At 61.0% G+C, this 26248-nt stretch carries 23 protein-coding genes; 9 read left to right on the plus strand and 14 right to left on the minus strand.

Annotated elements, in window-relative coordinates; genetic code table 11:
* Nucleotides 1-2: 2 nt before the first annotated feature.
* From ACR65W_RS15525 to hypB, 5 genes are read left to right on the plus strand one after another with little or no spacing between them, the layout of a single operon-like run.
* Nucleotides 3-692 (plus strand): D-sedoheptulose-7-phosphate isomerase, encoded by a 690-nt coding sequence (locus ACR65W_RS15525; RefSeq protein ID WP_434500777.1) that lies wholly within the window; start codon nucleotides 3-5, stop codon nucleotides 690-692.
* Nucleotides 689-1834 carry a hydrogenase formation protein HypD gene (gene hypD, locus ACR65W_RS15530; RefSeq protein WP_434500779.1) on the plus strand — a complete coding sequence of 382 codons (1146 nt, stop codon included), beginning with the start codon at nucleotides 689-691 and terminating at the stop codon, nucleotides 1832-1834. Before ACR65W_RS15525 ends, hypD begins: the two co-directional genes overlap by 4 nt.
* The gene (gene hypE, locus ACR65W_RS15535) at nucleotides 1831-2898 is read left to right on the plus strand and encodes a hydrogenase expression/formation protein HypE (protein WP_434500780.1); all 1068 of its coding nucleotides are present in this window, start codon (nucleotides 1831-1833) and stop codon (nucleotides 2896-2898) included. Before hypD ends, hypE begins: the two co-directional genes overlap by 4 nt.
* A gap of 10 nt (nucleotides 2899-2908) precedes the next feature.
* Nucleotides 2909-3247 carry a hydrogenase maturation nickel metallochaperone HypA gene (locus ACR65W_RS15540; protein ID WP_434500781.1) on the plus strand — a complete coding sequence of 113 codons (339 nt, stop codon included), beginning with the start codon at nucleotides 2909-2911 and terminating at the stop codon, nucleotides 3245-3247.
* Complete coding sequence (gene hypB / locus ACR65W_RS15545) at nucleotides 3247-4164, plus strand: hydrogenase nickel incorporation protein HypB (protein WP_434500782.1); 918 nt, start codon at nucleotides 3247-3249, stop codon at nucleotides 4162-4164. Before ACR65W_RS15540 ends, hypB begins: the two co-directional genes overlap by 1 nt.
* Nucleotides 4165-4187: 23 nt before the next feature.
* Here hypB and ACR65W_RS15550 read toward each other — a convergent pair whose 3' ends face one another.
* The 3 genes from ACR65W_RS15550 to ACR65W_RS15560 are packed head-to-tail and all read right to left on the minus strand — an operon-like array spanning nucleotide 4188 to nucleotide 10877.
* Complete coding sequence (locus ACR65W_RS15550) at nucleotides 4188-5069, minus strand: transglutaminase family protein (protein ID WP_434500783.1); 882 nt, start codon at nucleotides 5067-5069, stop codon at nucleotides 4188-4190.
* Nucleotides 5066-7579: a circularly permuted type 2 ATP-grasp protein gene (locus ACR65W_RS15555; protein WP_434500784.1), complete on the minus strand. Its 2514-nt coding sequence runs from the start codon at nucleotides 7577-7579 to the stop codon at nucleotides 5066-5068. Before ACR65W_RS15555 ends, ACR65W_RS15550 begins: the two co-directional genes overlap by 4 nt.
* Nucleotides 7569-10877: a DUF2126 domain-containing protein gene (locus ACR65W_RS15560; RefSeq protein ID WP_434500785.1), complete on the minus strand. Its 3309-nt coding sequence runs from the start codon at nucleotides 10875-10877 to the stop codon at nucleotides 7569-7571. Before ACR65W_RS15560 ends, ACR65W_RS15555 begins: the two co-directional genes overlap by 11 nt.
* Before the next feature lie 295 nt (nucleotides 10878-11172).
* On the opposite strand from ACR65W_RS15560, the gene ACR65W_RS15565 reads away from it, so the two are divergent.
* Both ACR65W_RS15565 and lldD read left to right on the plus strand, forming a co-directional pair.
* Nucleotides 11173-12252: a zinc-binding metallopeptidase family protein gene (locus ACR65W_RS15565; RefSeq protein WP_434500786.1), complete on the plus strand. Its 1080-nt coding sequence runs from the start codon at nucleotides 11173-11175 to the stop codon at nucleotides 12250-12252.
* A 206-nt stretch (nucleotides 12253-12458) separates the two neighbouring features.
* Entirely contained in the window at nucleotides 12459-13592 is a 1134-nt protein-coding gene (gene lldD / locus ACR65W_RS15570; RefSeq protein WP_434500787.1) for an FMN-dependent L-lactate dehydrogenase LldD, read from the plus strand.
* Between the two features lie 100 nt (nucleotides 13593-13692).
* On the opposite strand, the gene ACR65W_RS15575 is transcribed toward lldD, so the two are convergent.
* Entirely contained in the window at nucleotides 13693-14460 is a 768-nt protein-coding gene (locus ACR65W_RS15575) for a carbonic anhydrase (RefSeq protein WP_434500788.1), read from the minus strand.
* A gap of 329 nt (nucleotides 14461-14789) precedes the next feature.
* Between ACR65W_RS15575 and ACR65W_RS15580 the strand changes: the two genes are divergently transcribed.
* Both ACR65W_RS15580 and ACR65W_RS15585 read left to right on the plus strand, forming a co-directional pair.
* Complete coding sequence (locus tag ACR65W_RS15580) at nucleotides 14790-14996, plus strand: NepR family anti-sigma factor (RefSeq protein ID WP_434500789.1); 207 nt, start codon at nucleotides 14790-14792, stop codon at nucleotides 14994-14996.
* Between the two features lie 98 nt (nucleotides 14997-15094).
* On the plus strand, nucleotides 15095-15379 hold the full coding sequence (locus ACR65W_RS15585; protein ID WP_434500790.1) for a PsiF family protein: 285 nt from the start codon (nucleotides 15095-15097) through the stop codon (nucleotides 15377-15379).
* 53 nt (nucleotides 15380-15432) lie between these two features.
* Here the strand turns inward: ACR65W_RS15585 and aqpZ are convergent, their stop codons facing one another.
* From aqpZ to ACR65W_RS15635, 10 genes are all read right to left on the minus strand, one after another.
* Nucleotides 15433-16134 carry an aquaporin Z gene (gene aqpZ / locus ACR65W_RS15590; RefSeq protein WP_434500791.1) on the minus strand — a complete coding sequence of 234 codons (702 nt, stop codon included), beginning with the start codon at nucleotides 16132-16134 and terminating at the stop codon, nucleotides 15433-15435.
* Between the two features lie 173 nt (nucleotides 16135-16307).
* The gene (locus ACR65W_RS15595; protein WP_434500792.1) at nucleotides 16308-17276 is read right to left on the minus strand and encodes a DUF5996 family protein; all 969 of its coding nucleotides are present in this window, start codon (nucleotides 17274-17276) and stop codon (nucleotides 16308-16310) included.
* A gap of 30 nt (nucleotides 17277-17306) precedes the next feature.
* The gene (gene egtD, locus ACR65W_RS15600; protein WP_434500793.1) at nucleotides 17307-18269 is read right to left on the minus strand and encodes an L-histidine N(alpha)-methyltransferase; all 963 of its coding nucleotides are present in this window, start codon (nucleotides 18267-18269) and stop codon (nucleotides 17307-17309) included.
* A complete protein-coding gene (gene egtB / locus ACR65W_RS15605) occupies nucleotides 18269-19573 on the minus strand; it encodes an ergothioneine biosynthesis protein EgtB (RefSeq protein WP_434500794.1) in 1305 nt (434 codons plus the stop codon). Before egtB ends, egtD begins: the two co-directional genes overlap by 1 nt.
* 102 nt (nucleotides 19574-19675) lie before the next feature.
* Entirely contained in the window at nucleotides 19676-20392 is a 717-nt protein-coding gene (locus ACR65W_RS15610; protein ID WP_434500795.1) for a glutathione S-transferase, read from the minus strand.
* Nucleotides 20393-20615: 223 nt separating this feature from the next.
* Nucleotides 20616-21227, minus strand: coding sequence for a nucleotidyltransferase family protein (locus ACR65W_RS15615; RefSeq protein WP_434500796.1), 612 nt, complete (start codon nucleotides 21225-21227; stop codon nucleotides 20616-20618).
* The gene (locus ACR65W_RS15620) at nucleotides 21224-22240 is read right to left on the minus strand and encodes an XdhC family protein (protein ID WP_434500797.1); all 1017 of its coding nucleotides are present in this window, start codon (nucleotides 22238-22240) and stop codon (nucleotides 21224-21226) included. Before ACR65W_RS15620 ends, ACR65W_RS15615 begins: the two co-directional genes overlap by 4 nt.
* Nucleotides 22241-24502, minus strand: coding sequence for a xanthine dehydrogenase family protein molybdopterin-binding subunit (locus ACR65W_RS15625; protein WP_434500798.1), 2262 nt, complete (start codon nucleotides 24500-24502; stop codon nucleotides 22241-22243).
* Nucleotides 24503-24510: 8 nt separating this feature from the next.
* On the minus strand, nucleotides 24511-25527 hold the full coding sequence (locus tag ACR65W_RS15630) for an FAD binding domain-containing protein (RefSeq protein WP_434500799.1): 1017 nt from the start codon (nucleotides 25525-25527) through the stop codon (nucleotides 24511-24513).
* Entirely contained in the window at nucleotides 25524-26045 is a 522-nt protein-coding gene (locus ACR65W_RS15635) for a (2Fe-2S)-binding protein (protein ID WP_434500800.1), read from the minus strand. Before ACR65W_RS15635 ends, ACR65W_RS15630 begins: the two co-directional genes overlap by 4 nt.
* Between the last annotated feature and the right edge of the window lie 203 nt (nucleotides 26046-26248).

The following is a 26248-nucleotide window of genomic DNA, read 5'->3' on the forward strand; positions in this document are numbered from 1 at the left end:
TCATGACCAGCAAGAGCGCATTGGAAGTCCTTTATCCGTTCTTGCATGGCAAAGAGCAGGATCCTGCCGCCGTCGACGCGGGCTTGATGCAGTCGATCGAAGAAAAGGCGCGCGAGTCGCGCGAGACCAATGCGAGTTTCTTCGCCGAGCAGGCGTTGGTCCTACTCGACGCGGCGAAGGCGCTCGCCGCCGTTTATCGGCGCGGCGGCCGGATGTTCACCATGGGCAATGGCGGCTCGAGTTGCGACGCCTCCCATGTCGCCGTCGAGTTCCTCCATCCGATCACCGCCGGGCGGCCAGCGCTTGCGGCGATAAATCTCACCGCTGACGTTGCGATGACTTCGGCGGTCGGCAATGACGTGGGCTTCGAGCACATTTTCGTGCGCCAGATCATCGCTCATGGCCGGGCGGGAGACGGGCTTATCGGCCTCTCCACCAGCGGCAATTCGACAAATCTGATCGCCGCCTTCGTGAAGGCGAAGGAAATGGGTCTGACGACCATTGGCTTTAGCGGCGGCGACGGCGGCAAGATGGCGTCGGGTGTCTGCGATCATTGTCTTGTCGTGCCGACGACGTCCGTCCATCGCATCCAAGAGTGTCACGTCGCCGCCTATCACATCCTGTGGGACCTCGTTCACACGCTGCTCGCCGACGATCGCGGCTCGGCCATAAGCAAGGACGTCGCGGCATGAGATATGTCGACGAATTTCGCGATCGGGCGAAGGCGGATGTTCTGATCAAGGAGATCGAGCGGCTGCTTGCGCGAATCGGGCGCGATGAAAGTCGACCGCTGCAGATCATGGAAGTCTGCGGGGGACACACGCATTCGATTTTCCGCTACGGCGTCGAAGGCATGCTGCCGAAGTCCATCGAACTGGTACATGGACCCGGCTGCCCTGTTTGCGTGCTGCCGATGGGACGCGTCGACGATTGCGTCGCCATCGCCGAGCGCCCGGAGGTGATCTTCACCACTTTCGGCGACGCTATGCGCGTGCCGGGCTCGCGCAAGAGTCTGTTGCAGGCGAAGGCCGACGGCTGTGACGTGCGCATGGTCTATTCGCCGATGGATGCGCTCGCGCTCGCGCGCCAAAATCCCGCGCGCGAGGTCGTCTTCTTCGGCATCGGCTTCGAGACGACGATGCCGTCGACGGCGTTGACCGTGCTGCAGGCGGAGCGTGAAGGGATCAAGAACTTTTCAATCTTCTGCAATCACATCACCATCGTCCCGACGATCAAAGCGATTCTCGACAGCCCGGATCTGCGCCTCGACGGATTTCTGGGACCGGGCCACGTTTCCATGGTGATCGGCGACGCGCCTTATGAATTTATCGCGGGCTACTACAAGAAGCCGATGGTGATCGCGGGGTTCGAGCCTCTCGACATTCTGCAGTCGATCTGGATGCTGCTTAAGCAAATCAATGAGGGACGCTGCGAGATAGAAAACCAATATGCGCGCGTCGCGCCGGCGGGAGGCAACGCCGTCGCGCTGCAGGCGGTTGCGCAGGTCTATGAACTGCGCGAATTCTTCGAATGGCGCGGGCTCGGCTCCATTGATCACTCTGGCGTCAAAGTGCGCGACGCCTATGCGGGCTTTGACGCCGAGCGCAAATTCGCGGTGCCCAATGCAAAAATAGCCGATCCAAAATCCTGTCAGTGCGGCGAAGTCCTCAAGGGCGTCATCAAGCCCTGGCAGTGCAAAGTGTTTGGCCGCGCCTGCACGCCCGAGACGCCGCTCGGCGCGTTGATGGTGTCGTCCGAGGGCGCTTGCGCGGCCTATTACCAATATGGCGGCATAAAGCGGGGACGCGACGAAGCGGAGGCGAGCGTCGCATGAACATGGTCTCCTTCCCGCCCCGGCGTCCGCGCGGCAAGGTGCATGTGCCGACCGTCACGCTGGCGCATGGCGGCGGCGGCAAGGCAATGAAGGATCTGATCGACGACGTGTTCGTCGAAGCCTTCGACAATCCGCTGCTGGCGCCGCTCGACGATCAGGCGCGGATCGATCTCCTAGACCTCGCGCAATATGGCGACCGGCTCGCCTTCACGACCGACTCATTCGTCGTCGAACCGCTGGTCTTCCCCGGCGGCGACATCGGCAAGCTTGCGGTCTGCGGCACGGTGAACGATCTCGCCGTGGGCGGCGCGCTTCCGCTCTATCTCTCCTGCGCGGTGATCGTCGAGGAGGGCGTCTCGATCGATTTTCTGCGGCAGATCGCAAGGTCTATGGCGGCGACGGCGCAGGAGGCTGGGGTGAAGATCGTCACCGGCGACACCAAGGTCGTGAACAAGGGCGCCTGCGACCAGATGTTCATCACCACCACCGGCGTTGGCGTTGTCGCCGCCGGCGTCGAGCTTGGCGCGCATCGCGCAAGACTGGGCGACGCCGTGCTCGTCAATGGACTCCTCGGCGATCATGGCGCGGCAATCCTTGGCGCGCGCGGCGATATGGCGTTGCAATCGCCGATCGAGAGCGACTGCGCGCCGCTGCAGGGTCTTATCGCAAGCCTGCTCAATGCGGCGCCGAACACGCGGTTCATGCGCGATCCGACGCGCGGCGGAGTGGCGACTGTGCTCAATGAAATCGCCGAAGCCGCTCAGGTCGCCATAGACATCGACGAGGCCGCGACGCCGCTGCGCGACGAGGTGCGCGGTTTTTGTGAAATTCTGGGACTTGATCCGCTCTATCTCGCCAATGAAGGCAAGATCGTCGCAATTGTCCCGCCCGACGAGGCCGAACAGGCGCTCGAAGCCATGCGGGCGCATCCGCTGGGCGGACAGTCGGCCATCATCGGCAGTGTCGTCGCAGGCGAGCCGGGTCGCGTCACCATGCGCACGATTTTCGGCGGCCGCCGCATCGTCGACATGCTGGTCGGCGAGCAACTGCCGCGCATCTGCTAAAGGAGCTGACGTGCACGAACTCTCGATCGTTTGCAGCATCGTCGAATTGGCGTCGCAGGCCGCCGAGGGCCGTACTGTGCGCCGCGTGATAATCGAGATCGGCAAATTGTCGGGCGTCGAGCCGCAGGCCGTCGCCTTCTGTTTTCCGGAAGTCGCCCGAGGCACGCCGGTTGAAGACGCGACGCTGGACATCCGCGAAGTCGACGCCGAGGCGCGCTGTGATGTTTGCGGCGCTGAGTTTCCCACGCCCGACATGCTCTCGGCGTGTCCATGCGGCTCTCGTCAATTCCAGCGCCTGCGCGGCGAAGAGCTGAACATCAAAAGCATCGAAGTTGAAGAGGCTGCATAATGTGCACGAGCTGCGGCTGCCAAGGGCAGGGGACCACGATGACCAATCTACAGACCGGCGCGCGCGCGGAGATCGCGGCGCGGCCGGAGCAAGACGGCGCAGCCCTTTCGCATGGGGACCATGGCCATGGTCATTTTCATGGCGAACATCATCATGCAGATGATGAGCATCATGCGCACGGGCATGATCACAGCCACGCGCATGCGCATGATCACAGCGATCACGATCACGCACACGATCACTCCCATCATCGAGTCGACTTGGAAGCGCGCATTCTCGCGAAGAACGACGCGATCGCCGCCAAATGCCGGGCCTGGCTCGCGGGCCGCGAGATCGTGGCGCTCAATCTCGTGAGCTCGCCCGGCGCGGGGAAGACGACGCTGCTGGAGCGCGCCATCGCGGACCTCTCAGGCGAACTCCCGCTGTTCGTCATCGAGGGCGATCAGGCGACGTCGAACGACGGCGAGCGCATTCGCGCGGCGGGCGCGCCGGTGGTTCAGGTCAACACCGGGACCGGATGCCATCTCGACGCGGAAATGATCGCGCGCGGTCTTTCCGAACTCAAGCCGAGCGTGGGTTCGCTCGTCTTCATCGAAAACGTCGGCAATCTCGTCTGTCCGGCGCTGTTCGACCTTGGCGAACACGCCAAGGCGGTGATCTTTTCGACGACGGAAGGCGAAGACAAGCCGCTCAAATATCCGCATATGTTCAGCGCCGCCAAGCTCGTCATCTTCAACAAGATTGATCTCCTGCCGCATCTTGATTTCTCGATGGCGCGGGCGCGAGAGAATATTCTCCGCGTCAATCCGGATGCTGAAATCGTTGAAGTCTCCGCCAAGACAGGTGAGGGGATGCAGACGCTCTATGATTGGATTGACGCGCAGATGAGCGCGACGAAGGAACAGGCGCTTCTGTAAAGACAGCGTAAGGCCGTCCTCCCCTAAATCGTCGCTTCCTTGACGTCGACGCTGACATCCAAATCTTGATCGCCGGCGCCGATAATCACGCCGTCGATCGGCGAAACATCCGCATAGTCGCGTCCGATGGCGATAGCGATATGGTCGTTTCCGACGACAAGGGCGTTCGTCGGATCAAGGTCGAAGAAGCCAAATTCCGGCCCGCACCAGACAGAAACCCACGCGTGGGTTGAATCGGCGCCTTCCAGCCGCGCCTGGCCTGGAGCGGCGAAGGTGCGAAGATAGCCGCTTACATAGGACGCCGCCAATCCGACACCGCGTAAAGCCGCGATCATGATATGCGCGAAATCCTGGCAGACTCCGCGGCGCCGTTCGAACGCCTGCGCGATCGGCGTCGCAATATGCGTCGCATCCGGATCATAGGCGAAGTCGGCGTGGATGCGCTGGGTCAGTTCGATTGCGCCTTCGAGGATCGGCCGCCCGGGCGAAAGGCTTTCGCGCGCATAATGCGTCGCCGCGTCGAACAGCGGCGCAAAGCGGCTTGCATAAATGTAATGGGCGGGAGAGGACGCGGCGAGCGAGTCGGACGCGTAGGCGGCGTTCCTCACGATTTCCCATGCCGGGGTCAGGGCCGGAGCAGGCGGCGGCGCCCGTTCGACGGCGACGCGCGCCGCAAGGGCGATCTGCAGCTTCGTGTGGGGCTTGAGGATGCGCGCTTCGCAGACCCGGTTTCCGTGAAAGTCGATTCTTTCATTGAGGATTTCGGCTGATGGCGTCAGCTCGATACGATGGGACAGCAGTGTTTGGCCGCGATCGTTTCGCGGGACCAGGCGCATGGCGCAGCGCGCCGAAGCGACCGGCGCGTCATATTTGTAGATCGTGCGATGGGCGATATCGTAAATCACGCGATCCGCGACGGCTGAGAATTTGCTGCGCCATCGGCGTCATGCGTGAAATAGCGCTCGGCGATTTTGTCGGCGAGCGACATCAGGCGTTGCTCAAACGCAAGAATGATCGAGGCGTCCAAGCGGCGCGCATCTTCCGACTCGAGCTCGGCGCGCAGCTTGACGGAGAGTCGCCGCGGCGGCTCCATGACTCCATCGTCGCGCAGATTCGGCAGCGCCGCGAGATGTTCGTCGATACGCATCGCCTGGAAGAGGACGGATCGCGGATTGAACGGATCGAGCATGGCCATGTCGAGGACGGGCGCCAGCGCGGCGCCGGCGATGTAGCGGGAGCGATAGGTGATCTGCGAATCGAGTAGATCGAGCAGAGCGTCCAACGTCTCGACCGTCGCATCGTCGCCGGCAAACTGTCGGGCGAAGCGGCACGTCCCGATGGCGCGTTCGATTCTCCGGCCAAGATCAACAAAACTCCAGCCGGCGACGCGGTTGAAATTTTCGTCGATCAGTCCGGACAAAGCCGCCAGCGTATGGAGCGAACGCTCCACAATCTCGAGCGCCTCGGGCTCGGTTATCGCGCCGGCGCCGGCGCGCGTCAGACGCGTTTCGATGCGTCCGACGAGGTGCCAGATATCTTGGGACAAGCGCTCGCGCACGATCGAGGCTGCGCGTCTTGCATAGCGCACGACAGAGAGCGCCGAACCGTAATTGTCGGCGCCTGCGGCCGCCGCCCATGCGATCTGCGTCGGGTCCATATCCGGCATGTCTTCGGGCGCGGCGCCCCAGGCGAGCAGCAGTCGCGCAAGCCGTTCGATCGACTGGCGCCCTTGCAGATCGATGTGCTGGAGTTCGCCCAGCCGCGCTCCGAGCGACCGTACGACGCGCAACGTCGCTTCGGCGCGCTCGAGATAGCGTCCCATCCAGAAAAGATTATCGGCGGCGCGGCTCGGCAGATTGCCGAGCGCGCGCACGATCGGAGGATTCTCGTCGGAAGGCAGCAGCGTCGACCATTCGATCGGACGGCTCGTCAACACCCAGACGTCGCTCGATTGCGCGCCGGCGTCCATCGACACGGCGCGCGCATTAAGCCGGTTGGAGACTCGGCAGAATCCGCCGGGCATCACCGTCCAACCGTCAGTCGTCGCGGCGGCGAACACGCGCAAGGCGAAAGGTCTCGGCGTCAGCCTGCGGTCGGTCCAAGCCGGCGTCGTGGAGAGCTTGACCGGTTCCTGAGCGACATAGTCGACGCAGCGCTGATTTATGGCGTCGGTCAGCCGCGCGCGTTCCTCGCTGGAAAGCGCATGGCCGAGCGCCTCGCGACGTTCGCCAAATCCCGGGAGCCTGTCGCTGAACGCCCCGCTGATCGCATAGTCGCTCAAGGCCTCGACAACCTGATTGCGTTCGCTTTCGCGTCCGCACCACCACGTCGCGACATTGGGAAGTTTGAGGCCCGCGCCGAGCACGCGTTCAGACAGCTCCGGCAAGAAGCTCATGAGCGCGCGCGACTCGATGAGCCCCGCGCCGGGCATGTTCGCGACGACAACGGCGCCGCGACGGATGGCTTCAAACATCCCGGCGACGCCCAGACGCGACGCGGCGTTCTGCTCCAGCGGGTCGCACCAGTCAGCGTCGACGCGACGCCAAATCGCATCGGCGCGCTTCAAGCCGGCGATGGTGCGCACATGCAGCTTGCCGTCGCTCATCACGAGATCTTCGCCTTCGACCAGCGTAAGGCCGAGATATCGGGCGAGATGCACCTGTTCGGAATAGGTCTCGCTCCAAGGGCCAGGCGTCAGCAGGCAGATGCGCGGATCAACGCGTTGCGCGGCGCGGGAGATGCTCGCGCGGAATTCTCGGAAAAACGGCGCGAGGCGCTCGACGTTCATGTCTCGATAGAGACTCGGCAGAGCGCGCGACAGAATCATCCGATTTTCTAAAGCGTAACCAGCTCCCGAAGGCGCCTGCGCGCGATCGCCGAGCACCCGCCAGGCGCCATCGGGCCCGCGCCCGATATCGGCGGCGTAAAAGCGAAGCCAACGTCCGCCGGGCGGCGAGACTCCGCGCATCGGTCGAATGAAGTCCGGCGACCCGGTGATGGCTGCAGCCGGCAGGACGCCCTCAGCGACAAGGCGCGCCTCGCCGTAAACGTCATGCAGGATCTGGTCGAGAAGCTCGGCGCGCTGTGCAACGCCCGCCGCAATATCGCGCCACTCTGATTCCGGGATCAGAAGCGGCAAACGCCCTAACGGCCAACTGCGCTCCTTGGCTTCTCCATGAACCCGGTAGGAAATTCCCATGTCGTCGATGCGGCGGCCAGCCGCGGCGAAGCGTTGCTCAAGACCGATATCGCCGAATGCGGCGAGCGAGTCGAGGAATTGGAGCCAGTGCGCGCGCGGCCGTCCATCTGGGTCGAGAAGCTCATCCGGCGCGTCGCGCGTCGGCGCATATTGAGCGATCCAGGCGGCAACGCGCTGCGACGCCTTGTCCGTTTCAATCGGGCGCTCAGCGGACAATGCTCCTCCGTAGATCCAGCGTCAGCGGAAACTCTTGGCCCGGCTCCTCACGCGGCGGATCGACAGGCCCGGGCGTGTGCCCATGATCCTGAAATCGCGCCAAGCACCGCGCTTCAGCTTCGTTACTATTGACGGGGAAGGCGTCGTAATTGCGGCCCCCGGGGTGCGTCGCGTGATATACGCAACCGCCCAGTGAACGCTTGCTCCAGCAGTCGATGACGTCGAAGGTCAATGGCGCATGGACCGGCAGCGTCGGATGCAGGCCGGAGGGCGGCTGCCAGGCCTTGAACCGGACGCCCGCCACCGCCTCGCCGGGGACTCCAACGCCGGTCATCGGCACGCGGCGTCCGTTGCAGGCGATGATGTGTCGGCCCGGAACGAGACCCTTCGCTTTGACCTGCAGGCGCTCAAGCGATGAGTCGACGTAGCGCACCGTGGCTCCGTTCGCGCCTTCCTCGCCCATCACATGCCAGGGTTCGAGCGCGCCGCGGATTTCCAAATGAACGCCGCCGTGCTCGACGCTTCCGGCGAGCGGGAAGCGGAACTCGCGCTGCGCCTCGAACCATTCCGGCTCGAAGGCGTAGCCGGCGCGGCGCAGATCATCGATAACGCCGAGGAAGTCCTGCCATACGAAATGCGGTAGCATGAATTTGTCGTGCAGCGCCGTCCCCCAGCGCACCAGATCGCCGTGCTGCGGCTCCCGCCAGAACCAGGCGACGAGCGCGCGAAGCAACAGCTGCTGCGCCAGACTCATTCGGGCGTCGGGAGGCATTTCGAAAGCGCGGAATTCGACCAGCCCGAGACGCCCGGTCGGTCCGTCGGGCGAATAGAGCTTGTCGATGCAGATTTCGGCGCGATGGGTGTTGCCGCCGACATCGACCAGCAGATTGCGGAACAGCCGGTCGACGAGCCACGGCGGCACATAGCCCTCTCCGGGAGACGGCACCTGCGCCAGTGCGATCTCCAGCTCATACAGCGAGTCATGCCGCGCCTCGTCAACGCGGGGCGACTGGCTGGTGGGACCGATGAACAGTCCGGAGAACAGATAGGATAGCGAGGGATGCCGCTGCCAATAAAGCACAAGGCTCTTCAACAGGTCGGGCCGGCGCAGGAAGGGCGAGTCGGCTGGCGTTTTGCCCCCAAGCACGACATGATTGCCGCCGCCGGAGCCGATCTGCCGTCCGTCGATCATAAATTTGGCGGTCGTCAACCGTGCTTGCCGCGCGTCCTCATAGAGCGCGGTCGTCGTTTCGACGGCCTCTCGCCATGTGGCGGCCGGGTGAATATTGACCTCGATGACGCCAGGATCAGGCGTCACCTTGATCACTTCGAGGCGCGGGTCGTCGGGCGGCGGATAGCCTTCGATATAGAGCGGCAGCCCGGTCGCTTTGGCGCTCTCTTCCACCGCCTCGAGCAGCTCGAGATAATCCTCGAGCGTTTCGACCGGCGGCATGAACACGCAGAGATTTCCGTCTCGTGGTTCGATGGTGAAGGCGGTGCGCACGGCCCCTTCGACAATAGACTGTTCGTGCACGTCCTGGCGCGCGTGACCGCCGGACGTCGCCCCGCCGCCTTGAATGCGGCGAAAATGACCGGGTTCGGGCAGCGGCTCGCGGGGCGCGAAGGGATCCTGCGGATAGATGAACGGATATTCGCCTTCGGGCAGCTTGGGCAAGGATGCAACCGGGAGACGCAGTCCGATAGGCGAATCGCCCGGCGCCAAGAACAGCTTTCCTCGACGCAGCGTCCACTTCTCCGATGTCCAGCGCGACTGGGACTCGGCGCGCGCGTTCCAGCGCTGAATCGGCAGGACGAAACCCGTCGGCCTGCTCAGGCCGCGCTCGAACACCCGCATCATGCGCGAGCGTTCCTCCGCATCGTCGATCTTGGGATCGGAGGGATCGACATTGATCGGGAGGACGCTCTCCTTGACCATCCAATGCGCGGGATCTTCGTAGGCCGGCAAAGCATGTTCGGCGCCCACCCCGAGACGCTCGGCTAGATCCTGCACAAAGACTTCCGCTTCCGCCGTGGTCGCGCCTTTCGGCTCCGCGATCTCGGCGATCAGTTGCGGCTGCGACCAAATCGGCTTGCCGTCCCGGCGCCAGTAAAGCCCAAACGCCCAGCGCGGCAGACTTTCGCCCGGATACCATTTGCCCTGGCCGTAATGCAGAAACCCGTTTGGCGCAAAGCGATTGCGCAGCCGGCGTATGAGGTCGTCCGCTCGGTCGCGCTTGGTAGGGCCGGTCGCGGCCGTGTTCCACTCGGGGGATTCGAAATCGTCGATCGAGACGAACGTCGGCTCGCCGCCCATGGTGAGGCGAACGTCCAGCGCGCCGAGGTCGGCGTCGACCTTCTCGCCCAACTCGTCGAGCCGGCGCCATGCGTCGTCCGAAAAAGGCGCTGTGATGCGCGGCGCCTCATTGATGCGATCGACGCGCATCTCGAAACCGAATTCGACTTGGGCGGGCTCTACGAGGCCCGACAGAGGCGCGGCGGAGCGATAGTGCGGCGCGCTGCATAGCGGCAGATGACCTTCGCCACAGAACAGTCCCGACGTCGCGTCAAGACCGATCCAACCAGCGCCGGGCAGAAAAACTTCTGCCCAGGCGTGCAGATCGGTGAAGTCATGATCGGTTCCCTTCGGGCCTTCAATAGGATCGACATCGGCCTTTAACTGGATGAGGTAGCCGGAGACGAAACGCGCCGCGAGACCGAGCTTGCGCAAGATCTGCACGAGAAGCCAAGCGGAGTCGCGGCACGATCCCGTCCCCAGCGCGAGAGTCTCTTCCGGCGCTTGCACGCCAGGCTCCATCCGGATGACGTAGCGAATATCGCGGTGCAGCCGCGCATTAAGTTCGACGAGAAAATCAATTGTCCGCATTTTTTGCCGCGGAAGGCTTCGGACGAATTCTTCCGTCAGAGGCCCGACGTCTTCGGGTTTAAGATAGGCGGCAAGCTCAATTTTCTGTTCGTCGGGATAAGCGAACGAAAATTCTTCGGCATAAGGTTCGATGAAGAAATCGAATGGATTATAGACGGCGAGATCCGCCAGCAGGTCGACCTGAATCTTAAATTCACTCGCGCTATCGGGGAACACCAGACGCGCCAGCCAATTGCCGTGGGGGTCCTGCTGCCAGTTTATGAAATTTTCCGAAGGCGCGATCTTGAGCGAGTAGCTCAAGATTTTCGTGCGGCAATGCGGAGCCGGGCGCAGGCGGATGATCTGCGGACCGAGCGCGACCGGGCGGTCATATTTGTAGTGGGTGATATGGTGAAGTGCGATCTGGATCGACACGTTAATCAGCGTCTCATTTCAGCGCCATTCTCTTACGAATTGGCGCATGGCCATGGCTGAGAGTTTAGCGGGGCCGCGCCGCGCAGTGTCAATCTGAAGAGCCGCCAAAATGGCGGCTTTGTCCGAAATTGCGGCAATAAGCCTAGCGGGTGAATAGGGGCTGCGCATTCAACTGGCGCCGGTATAGGATGCTCCGGAAGACCGAGGCTCCCCAGCGATCACCGCTCTGCTTGACCAGGAACATTCCGCCTGCAGCGCAGTTAAGGCGCCAAACGCGGTTTGGAAAAGATCCTCCATGAAAGCCTTTCGATGCCAGGTTTGCCGCCAGAGCATACTTTTCGAGAACGCCAAATGCGAAAGTTGCGGGCGCACGCTCGGCTATTTGCCGACGCACGGCGAGATGACCGCTGTCGAACCCGTCGGTGATGGATGGCGCGCGTTCGCTGACGGAACCCGCGAATATCGCTTCTGCAAGAACTGGGAGCTGCACGGATGTAATTGGATGGTGGAGAAGGGCGGCCCTTCGGAATATTGCCTCGCCTGCCAGCACAATCGAACCGTGCCCGACTTGTCGGACGAGAAGCGCCACGCCGCGTGGCAAAAAATCGAAGCCGCCAAACGGCGGCTCTTTTATAGCCTGATCAGACTGAATCTTCCTGCGCCAACGGCTTCCGAGAACGACGGCGAGCCGCTCGTCTTTGATTTTTTGGCGGAGGAGCCATCGCAAAGGCCGGTGCTAACGGGCCATAGCTCGGGCCTGATTACAATCGCCTTGAAGGAAGCGGACGATCCGGTCCGGGAAAAAATGCGCGACGATATGGGTGAGCCCTATCGTACGTTGCTCGGGCATTTCAGGCATGAGATCGGCCACTATTATTGGGATCGCATCGTGCCGCGCTCCGAACATCTTAGGCCGTTTCGAGAGCTCTTTGGCGACGAGCGGCAAGATTACGCCAGCTCTCTGCAGAGACATTATGATGAAGGTCCCCCAGCCGACTGGCGACAGAAGCACATAAGCGCCTACGCCTCTTGTCACGCGTGGGAAGATTTCGCGGAAACCTTCGCGCATTATCTCCATATCGTCGACACGCTTGAAACGGGTCGCAGCGCTGGACTCGTTGTGCGGCGGAATGACGGTTCTCCGGCGCGGGTCGACTTTGACCCCTATGGCTATCCCGACATAAATGAGATGATCGACAGTTGGCTCGACATTTCGTTCGCGTTGAACAACATCAACCGATCGATGGGGCAGCCAGATATCTATCCCTTCGTGATTTCGCCGGTCGTGAAAGAGAAGCTGGGCTTTGTCCAAAACCTTCTCATGGATCACGCCCAGCGCCACGCCGCCGTCGCGCCGCGCGCCGTGTGTTGCTAATCCAACCATTTTGATACCAGGCCAGCTTGCAGGCGAACGCTCTTGAGCTGTGACGAAGCGGCAAGCGTCCCGAGACGAAAGACCGGTTTGACGATGCGCCGCGCTGCTGCGATCAAAGGCGCAGGCCGTGAGCCTCGGCGCGCCTGTGCGTTCAAGCGCGGACGCGCGCCCTCGTTCCGGCGCCCGACGAGCCTTTGGAGAATCGAATGATCGTTTCGTCAGCTTCGGATTATCGAAAGGCCGCACGGCGAAAGCTGCCGCGCTTCCTCTTTGATTATATCGACGGCGGGGCGAACGCCGAAGACACCCTGCAGGCCAATGTCGCTGATTTGAGAGCCGTGAACCTCAGACAGCGCGTGCTGAAGAACGTTTCCGACCTCAGTCTGGCGACGGAGTGGTTCGGTCAGCCTTCCGAGCTTCCCGTGATCCTGGCGCCGGTCGGGCTGAGCGGGATGTTTGCCCGTCGAGGCGAGGTCCAGGCGGCCAAAGCTGCGGCGAAGAAGGGCGTTCCTTACGTGTTATCGACGCTCTCGGTCTGTTCGCTCGAAGAAGTTGCGTCGCAATGCAGCGCAGGAACCATCTGGTTCCAGCTCTACGTGCTCAAAGACCGTGGATTCATGCAGTCGATGTTGGAGCGCGCCCAGCGCGCAGGCATAGAAAAACTTGTGTTTACGGTAGACTTGCCCGTGCATGGATCGCGCTACCGCGACGCCCATTCCGGGCTGTCAGGACCCTACGCCATGCCGCGGCGAATACTGCAGGCGATAACAAAACCCGCTTGGGCCTTTGACGTCGGGATCCGCGGACGACCGCACGATCTCGGCAATATCTCAGATTATCTCGGCAAGACGACCGGACTGCAGGATTACATCGGCTGGCTTGGAAAAAACATTGACCCGTCGATCAGCTGGTCGGACCTGGAATGGATCCGCGATTTCTGGAAAGGGCCCTTGATCCTCAAAGGCATATTGGACCCTGAGGACGCGCGGGACGCCGTGCGGTTCGGCGCGAATGGGATCATCGTCTCCAATCACGGCGGACGGCAGCTCGATGGGGCGCTGTCGACAGTCAAAGCCTTGTCCCCAATCGCCGACGCCGTCGGAAGCGATCTTGAAGTATTTGTCGATTCAGGCGTTCGATCCGGACTGGACGTGGTGCGTATGCTGGCGCTCGGCGCAAAGGGCGTCCTGCTCGGCCGGGCCGCCGCCTTTGCGCTGGCCGCGGCCGGACAGGCGGGCGTCGAGAATATGCTCGAGATTTTCGCCAGGGAAATGCGCGTGGCGATGACTCTGACGGGCGTCGCTTCTGTTGCGCAGATCGATCGGCGGATACTCGCTTGATAGCAGGCGCGGTAGCCTTCGCGCTCGACTGACGTTCTTGCGCCGCCGATCGACTTAGGTTTTGTAACCGCGCCGACAAGCCAGCGTCAGCTCCTCAGCCTCACGCAAACAGATCGACCCGACCGTCGCCGAGCCGGTAAATTCCGCTCGCGATTTTGAAGCGTTTTTCATTGAAAGCGGCGCTCAGCAAAGGCGTTGCGGTCTTCAACGTCTCAACGCCAAGACGGGCGTTTTCCATCGTCGCGTTTTCTAACTGATCGCCTGGACGGCCAGCGACTGCTTTGACGGCCGGGGCCAGAGCAGCGACGAGCGAGGGAAGGTGGCCAGGCAAAGTCGTATGGTCCTGGATTGAGGAAATTGCGGATCTAACAGCGCCGCAGGCTTCGTGACAGAGCACCAGGATGAGAGGCGTCTTTAGGACCTCGACGGCATATTCCATGCTCGCAATATTGTCCGGGTTGGCGAAATTGCCGGCGACGCGAACGACGAAGAGATCTCCGCGCGAACTGTCAAACGCGTATTCCGGCGCGATCCGCGAATCCGCACAGCTGAGAATCGCGGCGTAAGGATTTTGTCCGCCGACGAGCGCCTCGCGCTCCGCGACGAAGTCGTGCCGTCGCGCCATGCCTTGCTGATATCGCTTATTTCCTTCCATCAGGCGCGCCAACGCGTCGTCCGGAGTCATCACATTCTCAGGCTTGGGCGGCGCACTACTCTGCTTAGCTTGTTTCGACTGAGATTTACGGCTCTGCGCGTGCGCGTTTGCGACGACCGTCAGCGCTCCCGCCGTGGCGGCGCCAAAGACAAAGGCTCTGCGGCGCATTTTGCTTCCATGGACGATATCGGCAAAGCCACACGCCTGACACATACGCGATCCTCCGAGAGAGAAAACAAGCGCTCTGCGCTGGTCGCGCAAAGATAGCGCCAAAATGATCGATATTGAAAGCGCCTACTCGAGCTCAGCTTTTTGACCAGCGGTCAAAATTCGCTTTGCCTTCAATGCTGACAAGGGCGCCATGCGAACGGCTGCCGCTGCCGAAGACCGATGGCGGGCCGATTGAGCAGGATGTGGTGTGTCTAATTTACCATAAATTTTACAAATCGCCTGTTGCAGGCACGCCGGGGAGCGTCGCTCACATTGTGGCCGCAACCTAAGTCGACGCTCTCACGTCCGCTGTGGACGAGTGGAGGCGTAACATGCGTCGGTCCCCTATGCATGGCAAAAAGGTCGGCGATGAAATCGGCGAATTGCTACGGCAAACGTACGACGACGTTCTTCGAGAGCCGCTTCCCGATCGGTTGCGCGATCTGTTGGAGGGGCTGGAAAGGGACAGGCCGTTCTCTTTAGCGGAAGCGCGAGCGCGCGAAGACAGCGACGCCGATCATGCGCTCATGGAGCGCTGACATTCTTGACGCCTAGTGTCTTGGGCTCAGGCCATGTCAGCAGATCGCGTCGCCATCATGCTAACTTGGTCTCTTCGCCGAAGCTACGGGAGGACAACATGTCGGTAAGAATTTTGATTGCCGGTATATGCGTCGCTGGCGCTTTGATCTCGGCTCCTGCTTTCGCTCAAACAACGCCAGCTGGCCCCGACTGCGCCGCGCAGGCGACGGAAAAGAAGCTGCACGGCGCAGCGCTGAAAAGTTTCATGAGAAAGTGCGACAGAGACGCCGCTGCAAGCGCCTGCGACGCCGCTGCGGCTGAAAAGAAGCTGGCAGGCGCAGCTCGGACGAGCTTCACGAAGAAGTGTGTCAGGGACGCTACGGCGAAGCCGAGCGTCCACTGAATGCATCTAGAAGCAGCTGCTTTTCGCGCAACGATCGTGGCGCTTCGTGTCACTCAGTCATCAGCGAGGGTGAAGCGATGAATGAGTCCCCCGATGACGGCGCCGGCGAGCGGGGCGACCCAGAACAGCCAAAGTTGTTCGAGCGCCCAGCCGCCGACGAAGAGCGCTTGGCTTGTCGAACGCGCAGGGTTCACGGAAGCGTTGGTGATGGGGATGTCGACCAGATGGATTAGCGCCAGCGCCAATCCGATGGCGATGGGCGCGAAGCCGACTGGCGCGCGACCTTCCGTTGTGCCCAGGATGACGAGCAGAAAAAACGCCGTCAGCACGATTTCGGCAAGCAGGCCAGACTGCCATGTGTAGCCATTGGGTGAATGTTCGTCATAGCCGTTAGCGGCAAAGCCGCTCGCGACCGAAAAATCAATGTTGCCCTGCGCGATCTTGAGCAGCACGAAAGCCGCAAATGTCGCCCCGAGAAGCTGCACCACCCAAAACGGTCCGACCTCCTTCCAGGAGAAGCGGCCGGCCGTCGCGACGCCGAGCGTCACCGCTGGATTGAAATGCCCGCCGGATATGGGGCCGAAAGCGTAAGCGCCCGTCAGCACCGTGAGCCCGAAGGCTAGCGCCACGCCGAGGAAGCCAATGCCGAGCTGTGGAAAGCTGGCGGAAATCACCGCGCTGCCGCAACCGCCGAACACGAGCCAAAAAGTCCCAAGAAATTCAGCCAGAAGCCTGCGTGGAAGAGAATGCCGCATTTAAGTTCTCCATCAGTTGCTGAACCAATGAATCTGTGAATAAAGCAAAATCTAGCGCAAAGCCTTGGTCTGTCGAGGGCCGAGACGCCGCGGCGTCGCCAAGCGGGGACCGCGCCGTGCTCCGAGATCTGAGTGAGAAAGAGAGTCGCGCGCAAATTGACCGGTCGACGACCTTATCCTTGAACTGGACGCGGGACGCCGACGTTTCCTAACGGACATTCGAGCGCGGCGCGGTCCCATCCGCCGGCGTCGGCGGCCGCCTCATATGTGCTCTGCAAAAAGCGAAGGAGCGTCTCATCTGGATGCTTGGCTTTGCGCACGATGTCATAGGGCAGGATGAATTCCTTGAGATCTTCGCTAAAAAATGCGCCGTCCGGTGCAACCGGCGCGCGATCGAATCCCGGCGGCGCGGGATAGGCGTAGGAATAAAAAGCGGGGAATTCGATCGAGCCGCCGCCAGGCCAGAAGCCCGCGCTGCTCACCTCATGCGAGTAAGCTTCGCGCACAACGGCGTCTGCAAGATTTGGAACGCCACCCGGATGGCGCGGCGCACGGCGACCGGAAAACCTCGTCACCGCCAAGTCAAAACTGCCCCAGAAAAAATGCACAGGGCTGGCCTTGCCAACGAAGCCCGTGCGAAAGAGTTTGAATACGCGATCGGCTTGTACAAGCAATCTCCAAAAGCAGTTTGCATAAGCAGGATCGTAGTCAGCATGAATCCGGTCCTTGGTGAAGGGAAGCGCATCAGGCATCTCGTTGGGATGCTTATTGATATGGACAAAAATGTCCAACTCCTCGAGCGTGCTGCAAAGATCCGCGTAAAAGTCGGCGACAGTTTGAGGTCGGAGCTGCATTTGACGTTCTCCGCCATCGCTCGTCGTTATACGCAGCACGTGGTCTATAAAATCAAAATCAATCTGAAAAACCCTTGCGCTATATGGGATCGGCGACGTCGTGAGGCCACGCGTCGTCACATAAAGCGCGACGTGCCAGGAGTGGTTTTGCCAGGGAGTCAGCGACAACCGGATCTTACCGACGATCTGAGTCCAAAGATGCAGAGTCGTATAGGTCTCTCGCCAGGCGAAGTAAGGCAATGCTGGCCAAGCGTTTCGCTCTGCTTCGCTCATCCTGGTCGCAGTCATTCAGCTGGTCCCGGCTGGGTCGCACTCCGCTCAAGGCGCGACCAATTCATGTACGCTGAACAAGCTTAGGTCATCTTTCCACACGCGCAGAGGGGTCCAACCCGCCGCCTGCGCTATCAGATGGAACTCCTCGATCGTGTATTTGTAAGCGCTCTCAGTGTGAATCGTCTCCGCTGCTCGGAAGCGTATTTTTCTTCCTGCGACCCAGACGTCCTGATCCTTCACACTGACGAGATGCATTTCAATGCGTCCTTCGAAGGGCTCGTAGGTCGCCGCATGGCGAAACGCTTGAAGATCGAACGTCGCATCGAGCTCACGATTGATGCGCGCTAGAAGATTCAGATTGAATGCGGCGGTGACGCCATTGGCGTCATCGTAAGCTGCAACAAGCTGGCGAACGTCCTTTTTCAGATCGACGCCGATGATCAGCTTTCCGCGCGGCGAAAGTGTCTCTCGCATCGCTCGTAGCAACCGCGTCGCCTCCGCGGGGACGAAATTGCCGATCGTCGACCCAGGGAAAAATCCCAGCTTAGGCCGTGGCGCCAGTTCGGGAGGAAGCTCGATCGGATGCGAAAAATCAGCCAAGAGCAGCTGAATGTTGAGCCCGGAATATCGAGCCGTCAGCCGCTCTCGAGCATCTGTAAGAGCGCTCTCCGAAATATCGATCGGCACATAGGCGTGTAGACGCCGCATGTGTCCGAGCAGGATTTCCGTTTTGATGCTCGAACCCGAGCCGAATTCGACGAGAACCGTCTCTCCGAGCGCTCCCTCGAGCATCTGCATCGCATTGGCTGTGAGAATCCCAAGCTCGACTCTTGTGGGATAGTACTCGGGCTGGCGCGTAATGTCTTCGAAAAGCGCGCTGCCTTTAGCGTCATAAAAGAAGCGACAGGGAAGACTCTTCTTTGGCCGGGACAGGCCCTCGAGCACGCTAACGGAGAAGTCGTCCGCTTGCCGCACGAGCGGCGCTGAGCGTTCCGTCGCCTCTGACATCAGGCAATCTCCGAAGCGAGGCGTAGTCCCAAAAACTGCCAACGCTGATGCGGATAAAAGAAGTTGCGATAGCTCGGGCGGACGTGATCTTGTGGGGTTACACAGGAGCCGCCGCGCAATACGTGCTGACCAACCATGAACTTGCCGTTGTATTCTCCCAGCGCTCCTTCAGGGGCGCGATAGCCCGGATAGGGCAGATAGGCGCTCTGGGTCCATTCCCAGACGTCGCCGAACATCTGACGAGGCGATCCATTTGGTTCGGTTTCGGCGGGTCGCGGACGCAATGCAGCCGTTCCAAGAAAATTTCCCTGCTTGGGCGCTGTGGCCGCCGCGACCTCCCATTCGAATTCGGTCGGCAATCGCTTGCCGGACCAGCGCGCAAAAGCGTCGGCTTCATAGTAGCTCACATGCGCAACCGGCGCATCGAGGCTTAGCGGCTGTAGTCCTTCGAGCGACATTTCAAACCACTCACCGTCACGAGACTCCCAATAGAGTGGCGCACGCCAGTTCTCGTGCGTGACCGCGGCCCAGCCGTCGGACAGCCACAGGGTCGCCGTTTCGTAGCCGCCGTCGTCGACGAACTCCAACCATTCTCTGTTTGTGACCAGACGGTCCGCAAGCCGAAATGGGCGGAGGAGCACATCATGGCGAGGCTCCTCATTGTCCCAAGCGAACTCTTTTCCCTCGTGGCCGATCTGGTAGACGCCGCCGGCAAAATCAATCCAGCGTGGCGGTTCGCTTAGCGCTGGAATGGAGCGCGGCTGGGTCGGGCGGTAGGCTGGCCTGAGGGGATTTGCAGCGAAAAGAGAGAGGATGTCTGTGAGCATCAGTTCTTGATGCTGCTGCTCGTGATGAATTCCGACCTCGAGTGTATGGATCAAGGCTGGCGGCGCGTCGGGTTGATCAGCAAGGAGCTGCGCCAACGCCAGGTCGACATGCTGCCGATAGGCGAGAACCCGATCGAGCGACGGCCGAGTGAGAAGTCCCCGCTTTGGCCTTGGCTGCCGGGGGCCCTGGTGCTCATAGTAGGAGTTGAAACAATAGTTGAACGCCTCGTCGAACAGGGGATAGCCAGTCAGATAGGGCGTCAAGACAAAGGTCTCGAAAAACCAGCTTGTATGAGCGAGATGCCATTTGGTCGGACTGGCGTCTTCCATCGCTTGGACGACCATGTCTTCGGCGCTGAGTGGAGCCGCAAGTTCGATCGAAAGCCTGCGGGTTGCAAAAAGACGATCGCTCAAGGCGTTGGAGGCGCTCGCCGAAAGCTGCGTATCGAGGATCAAGGCTAATCCGCCCATCAACATCTCTCCAAGAAGCAAACCGAACCCGAACTGTGACGCCGGACAAGATGACAATATAGGGCGAGCCGATCAATCTAAGATCCGTGTAAGGACGGATCTCGCTGATCAGCCATCGAGTTCAGCATAGTGACGAAATATCCCTTGCTCATTGAATTTCACCCGGCGATCGCTATCGAGGTATGCGCGAATGCGCGGGCGTTGCGCGATCATCATACGAAGAGCGGACACGCGCGGCGACTCGGCGAGAACGGCTTTCGTTGTCTTGGGAAACGCATAGAGCAAGCCTTCGACGACCTGGAACAGGGAGATATCTGCGTAGCTTAAGGCATCGCCGACGAGATGCGAGTCGCTGGCGGGATTGCGTGCGAGAATCGTTTCGAACCAATCAAGATATTTTTGTATCCGTTCCTCGCGGAACCACTTCGCTCTGCGTGAGGCCTCGGGTTTTTGCTCCTCATAGTACAAATCGCCGCCCAAAGGGTGATGTGTGTCGTGAGCCTCGCCGACCAAATCAGCGATCGTCAATTGAATTTGGTGAACCCAAAGCCTGCGCGCCGGATCTTTCGGAGCGAGACCGTGACGATCGCCGAGATAAAGCAATATTGCGGCGGTCTGTCCAACGAGCACCTGTCCGTCTTTCAAGAACGGCGGTGCGAATGACGGATGGGCGAGGTCGGTCCGTTCGAGGAAGGCTATAAGCGTCGCCTCGGCGTTTGGCTCACGCGCCATATCAATGTAGCGCGCGCCGGCTTCTTCCAGCGCGAGTCTGACGAATTCCCCACGCCCCTGGATGCCGGGCCAATAATAGAACTCATACGGCATGGCTTGGCCTGCAGTTTCGGCGCGGCCGGAAGCCTCTTGCGTCGGAGCGCTTCCCGAACGTCAATCGCTTGATGGCCGCTTATGTTGCATCATATTCCTTGAACCACACACATCAAGGTCGCACAGCTCTTGAGGCATGCAGTCGCGCGGCTGCTTTTTCCATCGTCGCGTGCGCAGTGACAAGCGGCCCTCGCATGACGAATTCTGCGCTGCGTAAAAGGCCTTAGGGATTCGCAGTGTTCCATCGCGAACGGGCGGCTTCCAAATCCGCAGGCATATCAACGTCGATAAAAGCGCCTTCGTCGAGGACGTGCGCAGCCTGCTTTTGAGAATCCTCGCAGTTCTGCAGCAATTGCTTGGCGCCCGACGACCCAGAGAGCGCCGCCAGCGAAGGGAAGAATCGTCGGGGCCACAAGACCGGGTTGCGCTGCTTGCCCTTGGACGTCGTTGGATAAGTGATCAAAGCTCCCCGGCTCTCCATAAAGACAGCCGTCAGGTCTTTGATCAGATCCGATGTCAAAAAGGGCAGATCGCCCAGGATCACAAACGCCCCTTGTGTTTGTTGGCTGAGCGCCATTACGCCGACGGCGATCGACGATCCCATGCCGCTTTCCCAGTTCAAATTGTGTGCAAATCGCAGCGGTAAGCCTTCGAGAGCTCTTTCGATCTGCAGGCGATCGCAGCCGGTAACGACAACAACTTCGACGCCGCTGTAGACGATTGCTTCGGCCACCCTGCGGATGAGCGGCTTTCCGCCGAGGTCAGAGAGAAGCTTGTTGTTCTCCCCGAACCGCTTTGAGGCGCCGGCAGCCAAGAGCACAGCTGCAATATTCAAGCTTGCCTCGTTTCGCGCGCGACCTTGACGATTTCGGCGAGAATCGAGACGGCGATCTCGGCTGGTCCCTTCGCGCCAATTGGCAGTCCGACCGGGGCGCTGATGCGCGCGAGATCCGCATCGTTGAATCCTGCGGCGGCGAGACGTTGCAACCGCTTGGCGTGCGTCCGTGTCGAGCCCAGGGCGCCAATATACAGGCAGTGCGAGCGCAGCGCCTCGGTGAGCGCTTCATCGTCAATCGCGGCGGCGTGGGTCAGGGTGACGACTGCCGTCCTTGGGTCGAGCCCCAAGGTCTTCAGCGAGGTTTCAGGCCAGTCGGTGAGACTTTTGAAATCGCCGAGGCGGTCGGCGCTCGCAAATGCGGCGCGCGGGTCGACGACGACGACGTCGAAACCAATGCGGTTCGTCAGATCAGCGAGCACCTGGCCGACATGCGTCGCGCCGACAATGACCAGGCGAACTGGCGGGGTGAGTGCGTGCAAGAAGACCGGATCATCGCCAAGAGAGAGAAGCCGGCTCTCGCTCGAATTGAGGCATTGGGCGATCTCGGCCGGCATCGGCTCCCTGGCGTCGAATAGGCGCCGCTCGGCGGTCGCAAGAGTCGTGAGCACGGCAAGCGACGTCCGCGCGCGGCGCGCTGAAAACACCCTCTCCAGAAAAGCCGAATCTCGCTCACGACGCAGCGGCTCGACGTAGATGCTGATCGCGCCGCCGCAGGGCAGGCCGGCCTTCCACGCCAGTTCCTCTCCGACTCCGAACTCTAGCAGCTTTGGCCTGTCGCGCGCCAGAACGTCCGCCGCTTCGGTAATCACGTCCACTTCGACGCAACCGCCGGAGACAGAGCCCTCGAATTGTCCGCCTGGACCGATCGCCATTTGGCCGCCGACCGGCACGGGTGAGGAGCCCCAGGTGGAGACGACGGTCGCCAGCGCCGCTTGTCCGAATTCCTCCAGCCATCTGCGGGCGCTGGTGAGTGCGTCTCTCGGCTGGCAGGGGTCTGGGACATAATTCATTTACGCCGCGTGGTCGTTCGTGGGCTGCCTCAGCTCGAGCAGCTTATCGATGGTGATTGGAAGATCGCGGACTCGCACGCCGGTGGCGTGGAAGACTGCATTGGCGATCGCGGCGGCCGTGCCGACGATGCCGATTTCGCCGACGCCCTTCACGCCGAGCGGGTTTAAACGATGCTCCTGCTCGTCGACAAAAATAACGTCGATGGCGTGCACGTCGGCATGCACCGGCACATGGTATTCGGCGAGACTATGATTCATGAACCGACCGTAGCGATGATCGATCACCGTCTCTTCGTGAAGCGCCATGCCGATGCCGCCGACGACGGCGCCAAGGATCTGACTCCTGGCCGTTTTGGGATTCAAAATGCGGCCCGCGGCGACCGCGCTGACCACGCGCGCGACGCGCAGCATGCCAAGCTCCTCATCGAGCCTCACTTCGGCAAACACCGCCGAATGCGCATAATGCGAATATTCTTCCAAGGCGCGCTCATCTGGCGCCGCCGACACTTCCGACGTAATGGGCTCGTTGAGGCCGAGTAGCACTTCCGACAGCGGCACGGCGCGAGAGGGATCGCTCGTCACACGGATTTGACCGTCGACCATCGTCACATCCGCAACGTCGACACCCTGGAGTGGTGAGTTATTGATCGCGCCGGCGTGCTTGAGAAGTTCTTTGCGTATGCCGTTACATGCCTCCATCACCGCTGAGCCGGCGGAGCCGGCCGTCCAGGATCCGCCTTCGACAGGAGCGCTCGGCAAATCGGAATCGCCAATTTTGACAATGACTTTGTCGAGCGGAAGGCCGAGCATTTCAGCGCCAATCTGCGCCAGGATCGTGTAGGTCCCGGTGCCAATGTCGGCCGTGGCGCAGGCGATTTCCAAGGTCCCGTCAGGCGCGAGAATCGCCCTGGCGCTCGTCGGCACAAAAAACGCTGACCAGATCCCCGTCGCCATTCCGTAGCCGATCAGTTCGCGCCCCTCGCGCATCAAACGCGGCTCGGGCCGACGCTTGGACCAGCCGAAGCGCTCGGCGCCCTGAAGGTAGCAGTCCTTCAACGCCTTGCTGGAAATAGGCCTGTTTTTGTTCTGATCCCTCTCGGAATAATTCTTGAGGCGAAGTTCTAATGGATCGACGCCAACCGCATAGCTGAGTTCGTCCATGGCGCTTTCAAGCGCATACATGCCGACAGCGCCGCCGGGCGCCCGCATGTCACAAGGCGTGAAGAGATCGAGCCGCGCAAGCCTCGACGTGACCGTCGAGTGATCGGATGGATAAAGCGCGCCAGACCAAACGACGGTGGGCTCCTGGTAGTCTTCAAAGCGCGACGTATTGGCGATCGCATCATGCTTCACGGCCACCAATCGTCCATCGTTCTCCGCTCCCAGCGTTAGCGTCTGGATTGTTTGCGGACGATAGCCAAGCGTGAACATCTGCTGGCGCGTCAGCGTGACCCTGACCGATCGCTTGAGGCCAATGGCGGCGAGCGCCGCCAAGAACAGCTGATAATTTGGCCTAAGACCGACTCCGAAGGCGCCGCCGACATAGGGAGACAAGACCCGGACCTTGTCCTTGGCCAGGCCGAACACGCTGCACAAATATTCCTGGCAATTGGGCGCGCCCTGCGTTTTATCGTAGACCGTGAGGCGGCCGTCCTTCTCCCAAACCGCCGTGCTCGCAAAGGTTTCCATCGGGTTGTGGTGTTCGACCGGCGTGCGATATTCCTTCCGAATATGCGTGGGCGATCGCGACAAGGCGCTGTCGACATCTCCGCGGGCGGGCGGATCCCAGTCCGGCGCTCGCTTCTCCGGCGGCTCAAAAGCTTTGTCGATCTGCGTATCGAGATCGGTGACCGCCTCTTCGGTTTCATATCTTATATCGACAAGACTCGCGGCAAAGCGCGCAATTTCGAGCTCCTCGGCGACGACGAGCGCCACGGGTTGTCCCGAAAACAAAATCTCACCGTTATAAAGCGGGCGGAAGGGCGAGCCCGGCGCGGCGACTTGGTCCGTGTATTTTTCATGCGAAGAGGGGAGGGAGGGCCTGTTGTCATGCGCAAACACTTCGATCACGCCAGGCACAGCCAGCGCCGCGCTTCGGTCTATGCTTTGAATTCGGCCTTTGGCGACCACGCTTGAGACCACAAAGCCATATGCGAGGTCGGGCGCGCTGAATTCAGCGGCGTATTTCGCCCGCCCCGTGACCTTTACCCGGCCGTCAATTCGCGAGACCGGCTTTCCGATACTGTTTGTTCCGAGAGACATAGCGCGACCTAAACGATCACTTTCACGGACTGGGACTGCGGCGTTCCGGCGGCGGCCTGCTCAAGCGCGCGGACGATCGCCCGCCGCGCAAGTTCAATTTTGAAGCGATTATGGGCAAAGCCGACAGCCCCCTGCAAGATGATATCGGCTGCTTCGAGGAACGCCTTTCGGCCAGGCTGCTTGCCCACGAGACTCTGCTCGGCGTCAGGCGCGCGCCAGGGCTTGTGGGCGACGCCGCCCAATGCGACGCGCGCGCATGTCATCGCGCCTGCTTCAATCCTCAGAGCAGCAGCGACGGAAACAAGTGCGAAAGCGTAGGACAACCGATCTCTGATTTTCAGATAGCTGTAATTGCGAGGGAATTCCTCGGATGGCAGCTCGATCGCCGTTATGATTTCATCGCGAGCGAGATTGGTGTCGATTTCGGGCGTGTCGCCCGGCAGACGGTGAAAATCGGTGGATTTGATGGCGCGATCGCCCCTCGGGCCGGCCACGTGAACCACGGCCTCGAGCGCCGAAAGCGCGACGCACATATCCGACGGGTGCACGGCGATACAGGATTTGCTCCAACCCAATATCGCATTCATGCGGTTGAACCCTTCCGCTGCCCCGCAGCCCGACCCTGGACTTCGCTTGTTGCAGGGAGTCGCGGTGTCGTAAAAATAGAGACAACGCGTTCGCTGCAATAAATTGCCGCCGGTCGACGCCATGTTGCGCAGTTGAGGCGAGGCTCCCGCAAGAATGGCGCTCGAGAGAAGGGGATAGCGCTTTGTGATGCGTTCGTCGTAGGCAAGGTCGCTGTTGGGTACAAGCGCGCCGATCTTCAGCCCCCCTGTTTGCGTCTCATGAATTTCGTTAAGCGGCAGCCCTGTGATGTCGATTAAGCGGGTCGGTTGCTCGACGTCCTCCTTCATCAGATCGATGAGGTTGGTGCCGCCCGCAATGAACTTCGCAGCCTGGTGTTTCGCGATCTGGCTAAGAGCGTCGCCGACGTCGTTCGCCCGGACATAATCAAAATCGATCATGTCTGCGCTCCTTGCATGACCGCCTCGATCGCCGCGAGAATGTTGGGATAGCAGCCGCAGCGACAGATATTGCCGCTCATCAATTCTCTGATTTCATCGCTCGTCTTGGCGCGGCCCTCGGCGATCAATCCCACGGCCGAGCAGATCTGTCCGGGCGTGCAGTAGCCGCATTGAAAACCGTCATGCGAAATGAAGGCGGCCTGAAGCGGATGCAGCTCGCCATTTTGCGCCAATCCCTCAATGGTGGTGATCTCGGCGCCGTTCTTCATGACGGCGAGCGTGAGACATGAAAGGACGCGCCGCCCGTCGATGAGTACCGTGCACGCGCCGCATTGACCGTGGTCGCAACCCTTCTTGGTTCCGGTGAGGTCTAGATGTTCACGAAGGGCGTCAAGCAGGGTGGTCCACGGCCGCAGGACTACGCGGCGTTCCACGCCATTGACGTGAAAGCCCACCTCGAACTCCGGCGGCAAGCTCCGCTGAGGAAGGTAGGATGTCGCCTGCGGTCTTCCTTGCATGGCCTGATCCGAGAACACGGAACTAGAACCGCCAGCACTGGGATTGGTTCCCTTGCAGCTTCAGGAGACGATCGCAAATCAGATTGAGAATATGCTTCCTGGCTCACGCGTCGCGCCTGACTTGGCGCGAGGAGGCCGTGGTGAGGAGCACGATGCCGGACGGGTTCTTGCAGCGCCGTCCGGCGCTCGATCGCGTCGATATC

Origin of the sequence: Methylocystis sp., assembly GCF_051062815.1 — a bacterium.
Taxonomy (GTDB): domain Bacteria; phylum Pseudomonadota; class Alphaproteobacteria; order Rhizobiales; family Beijerinckiaceae; genus Methylocystis.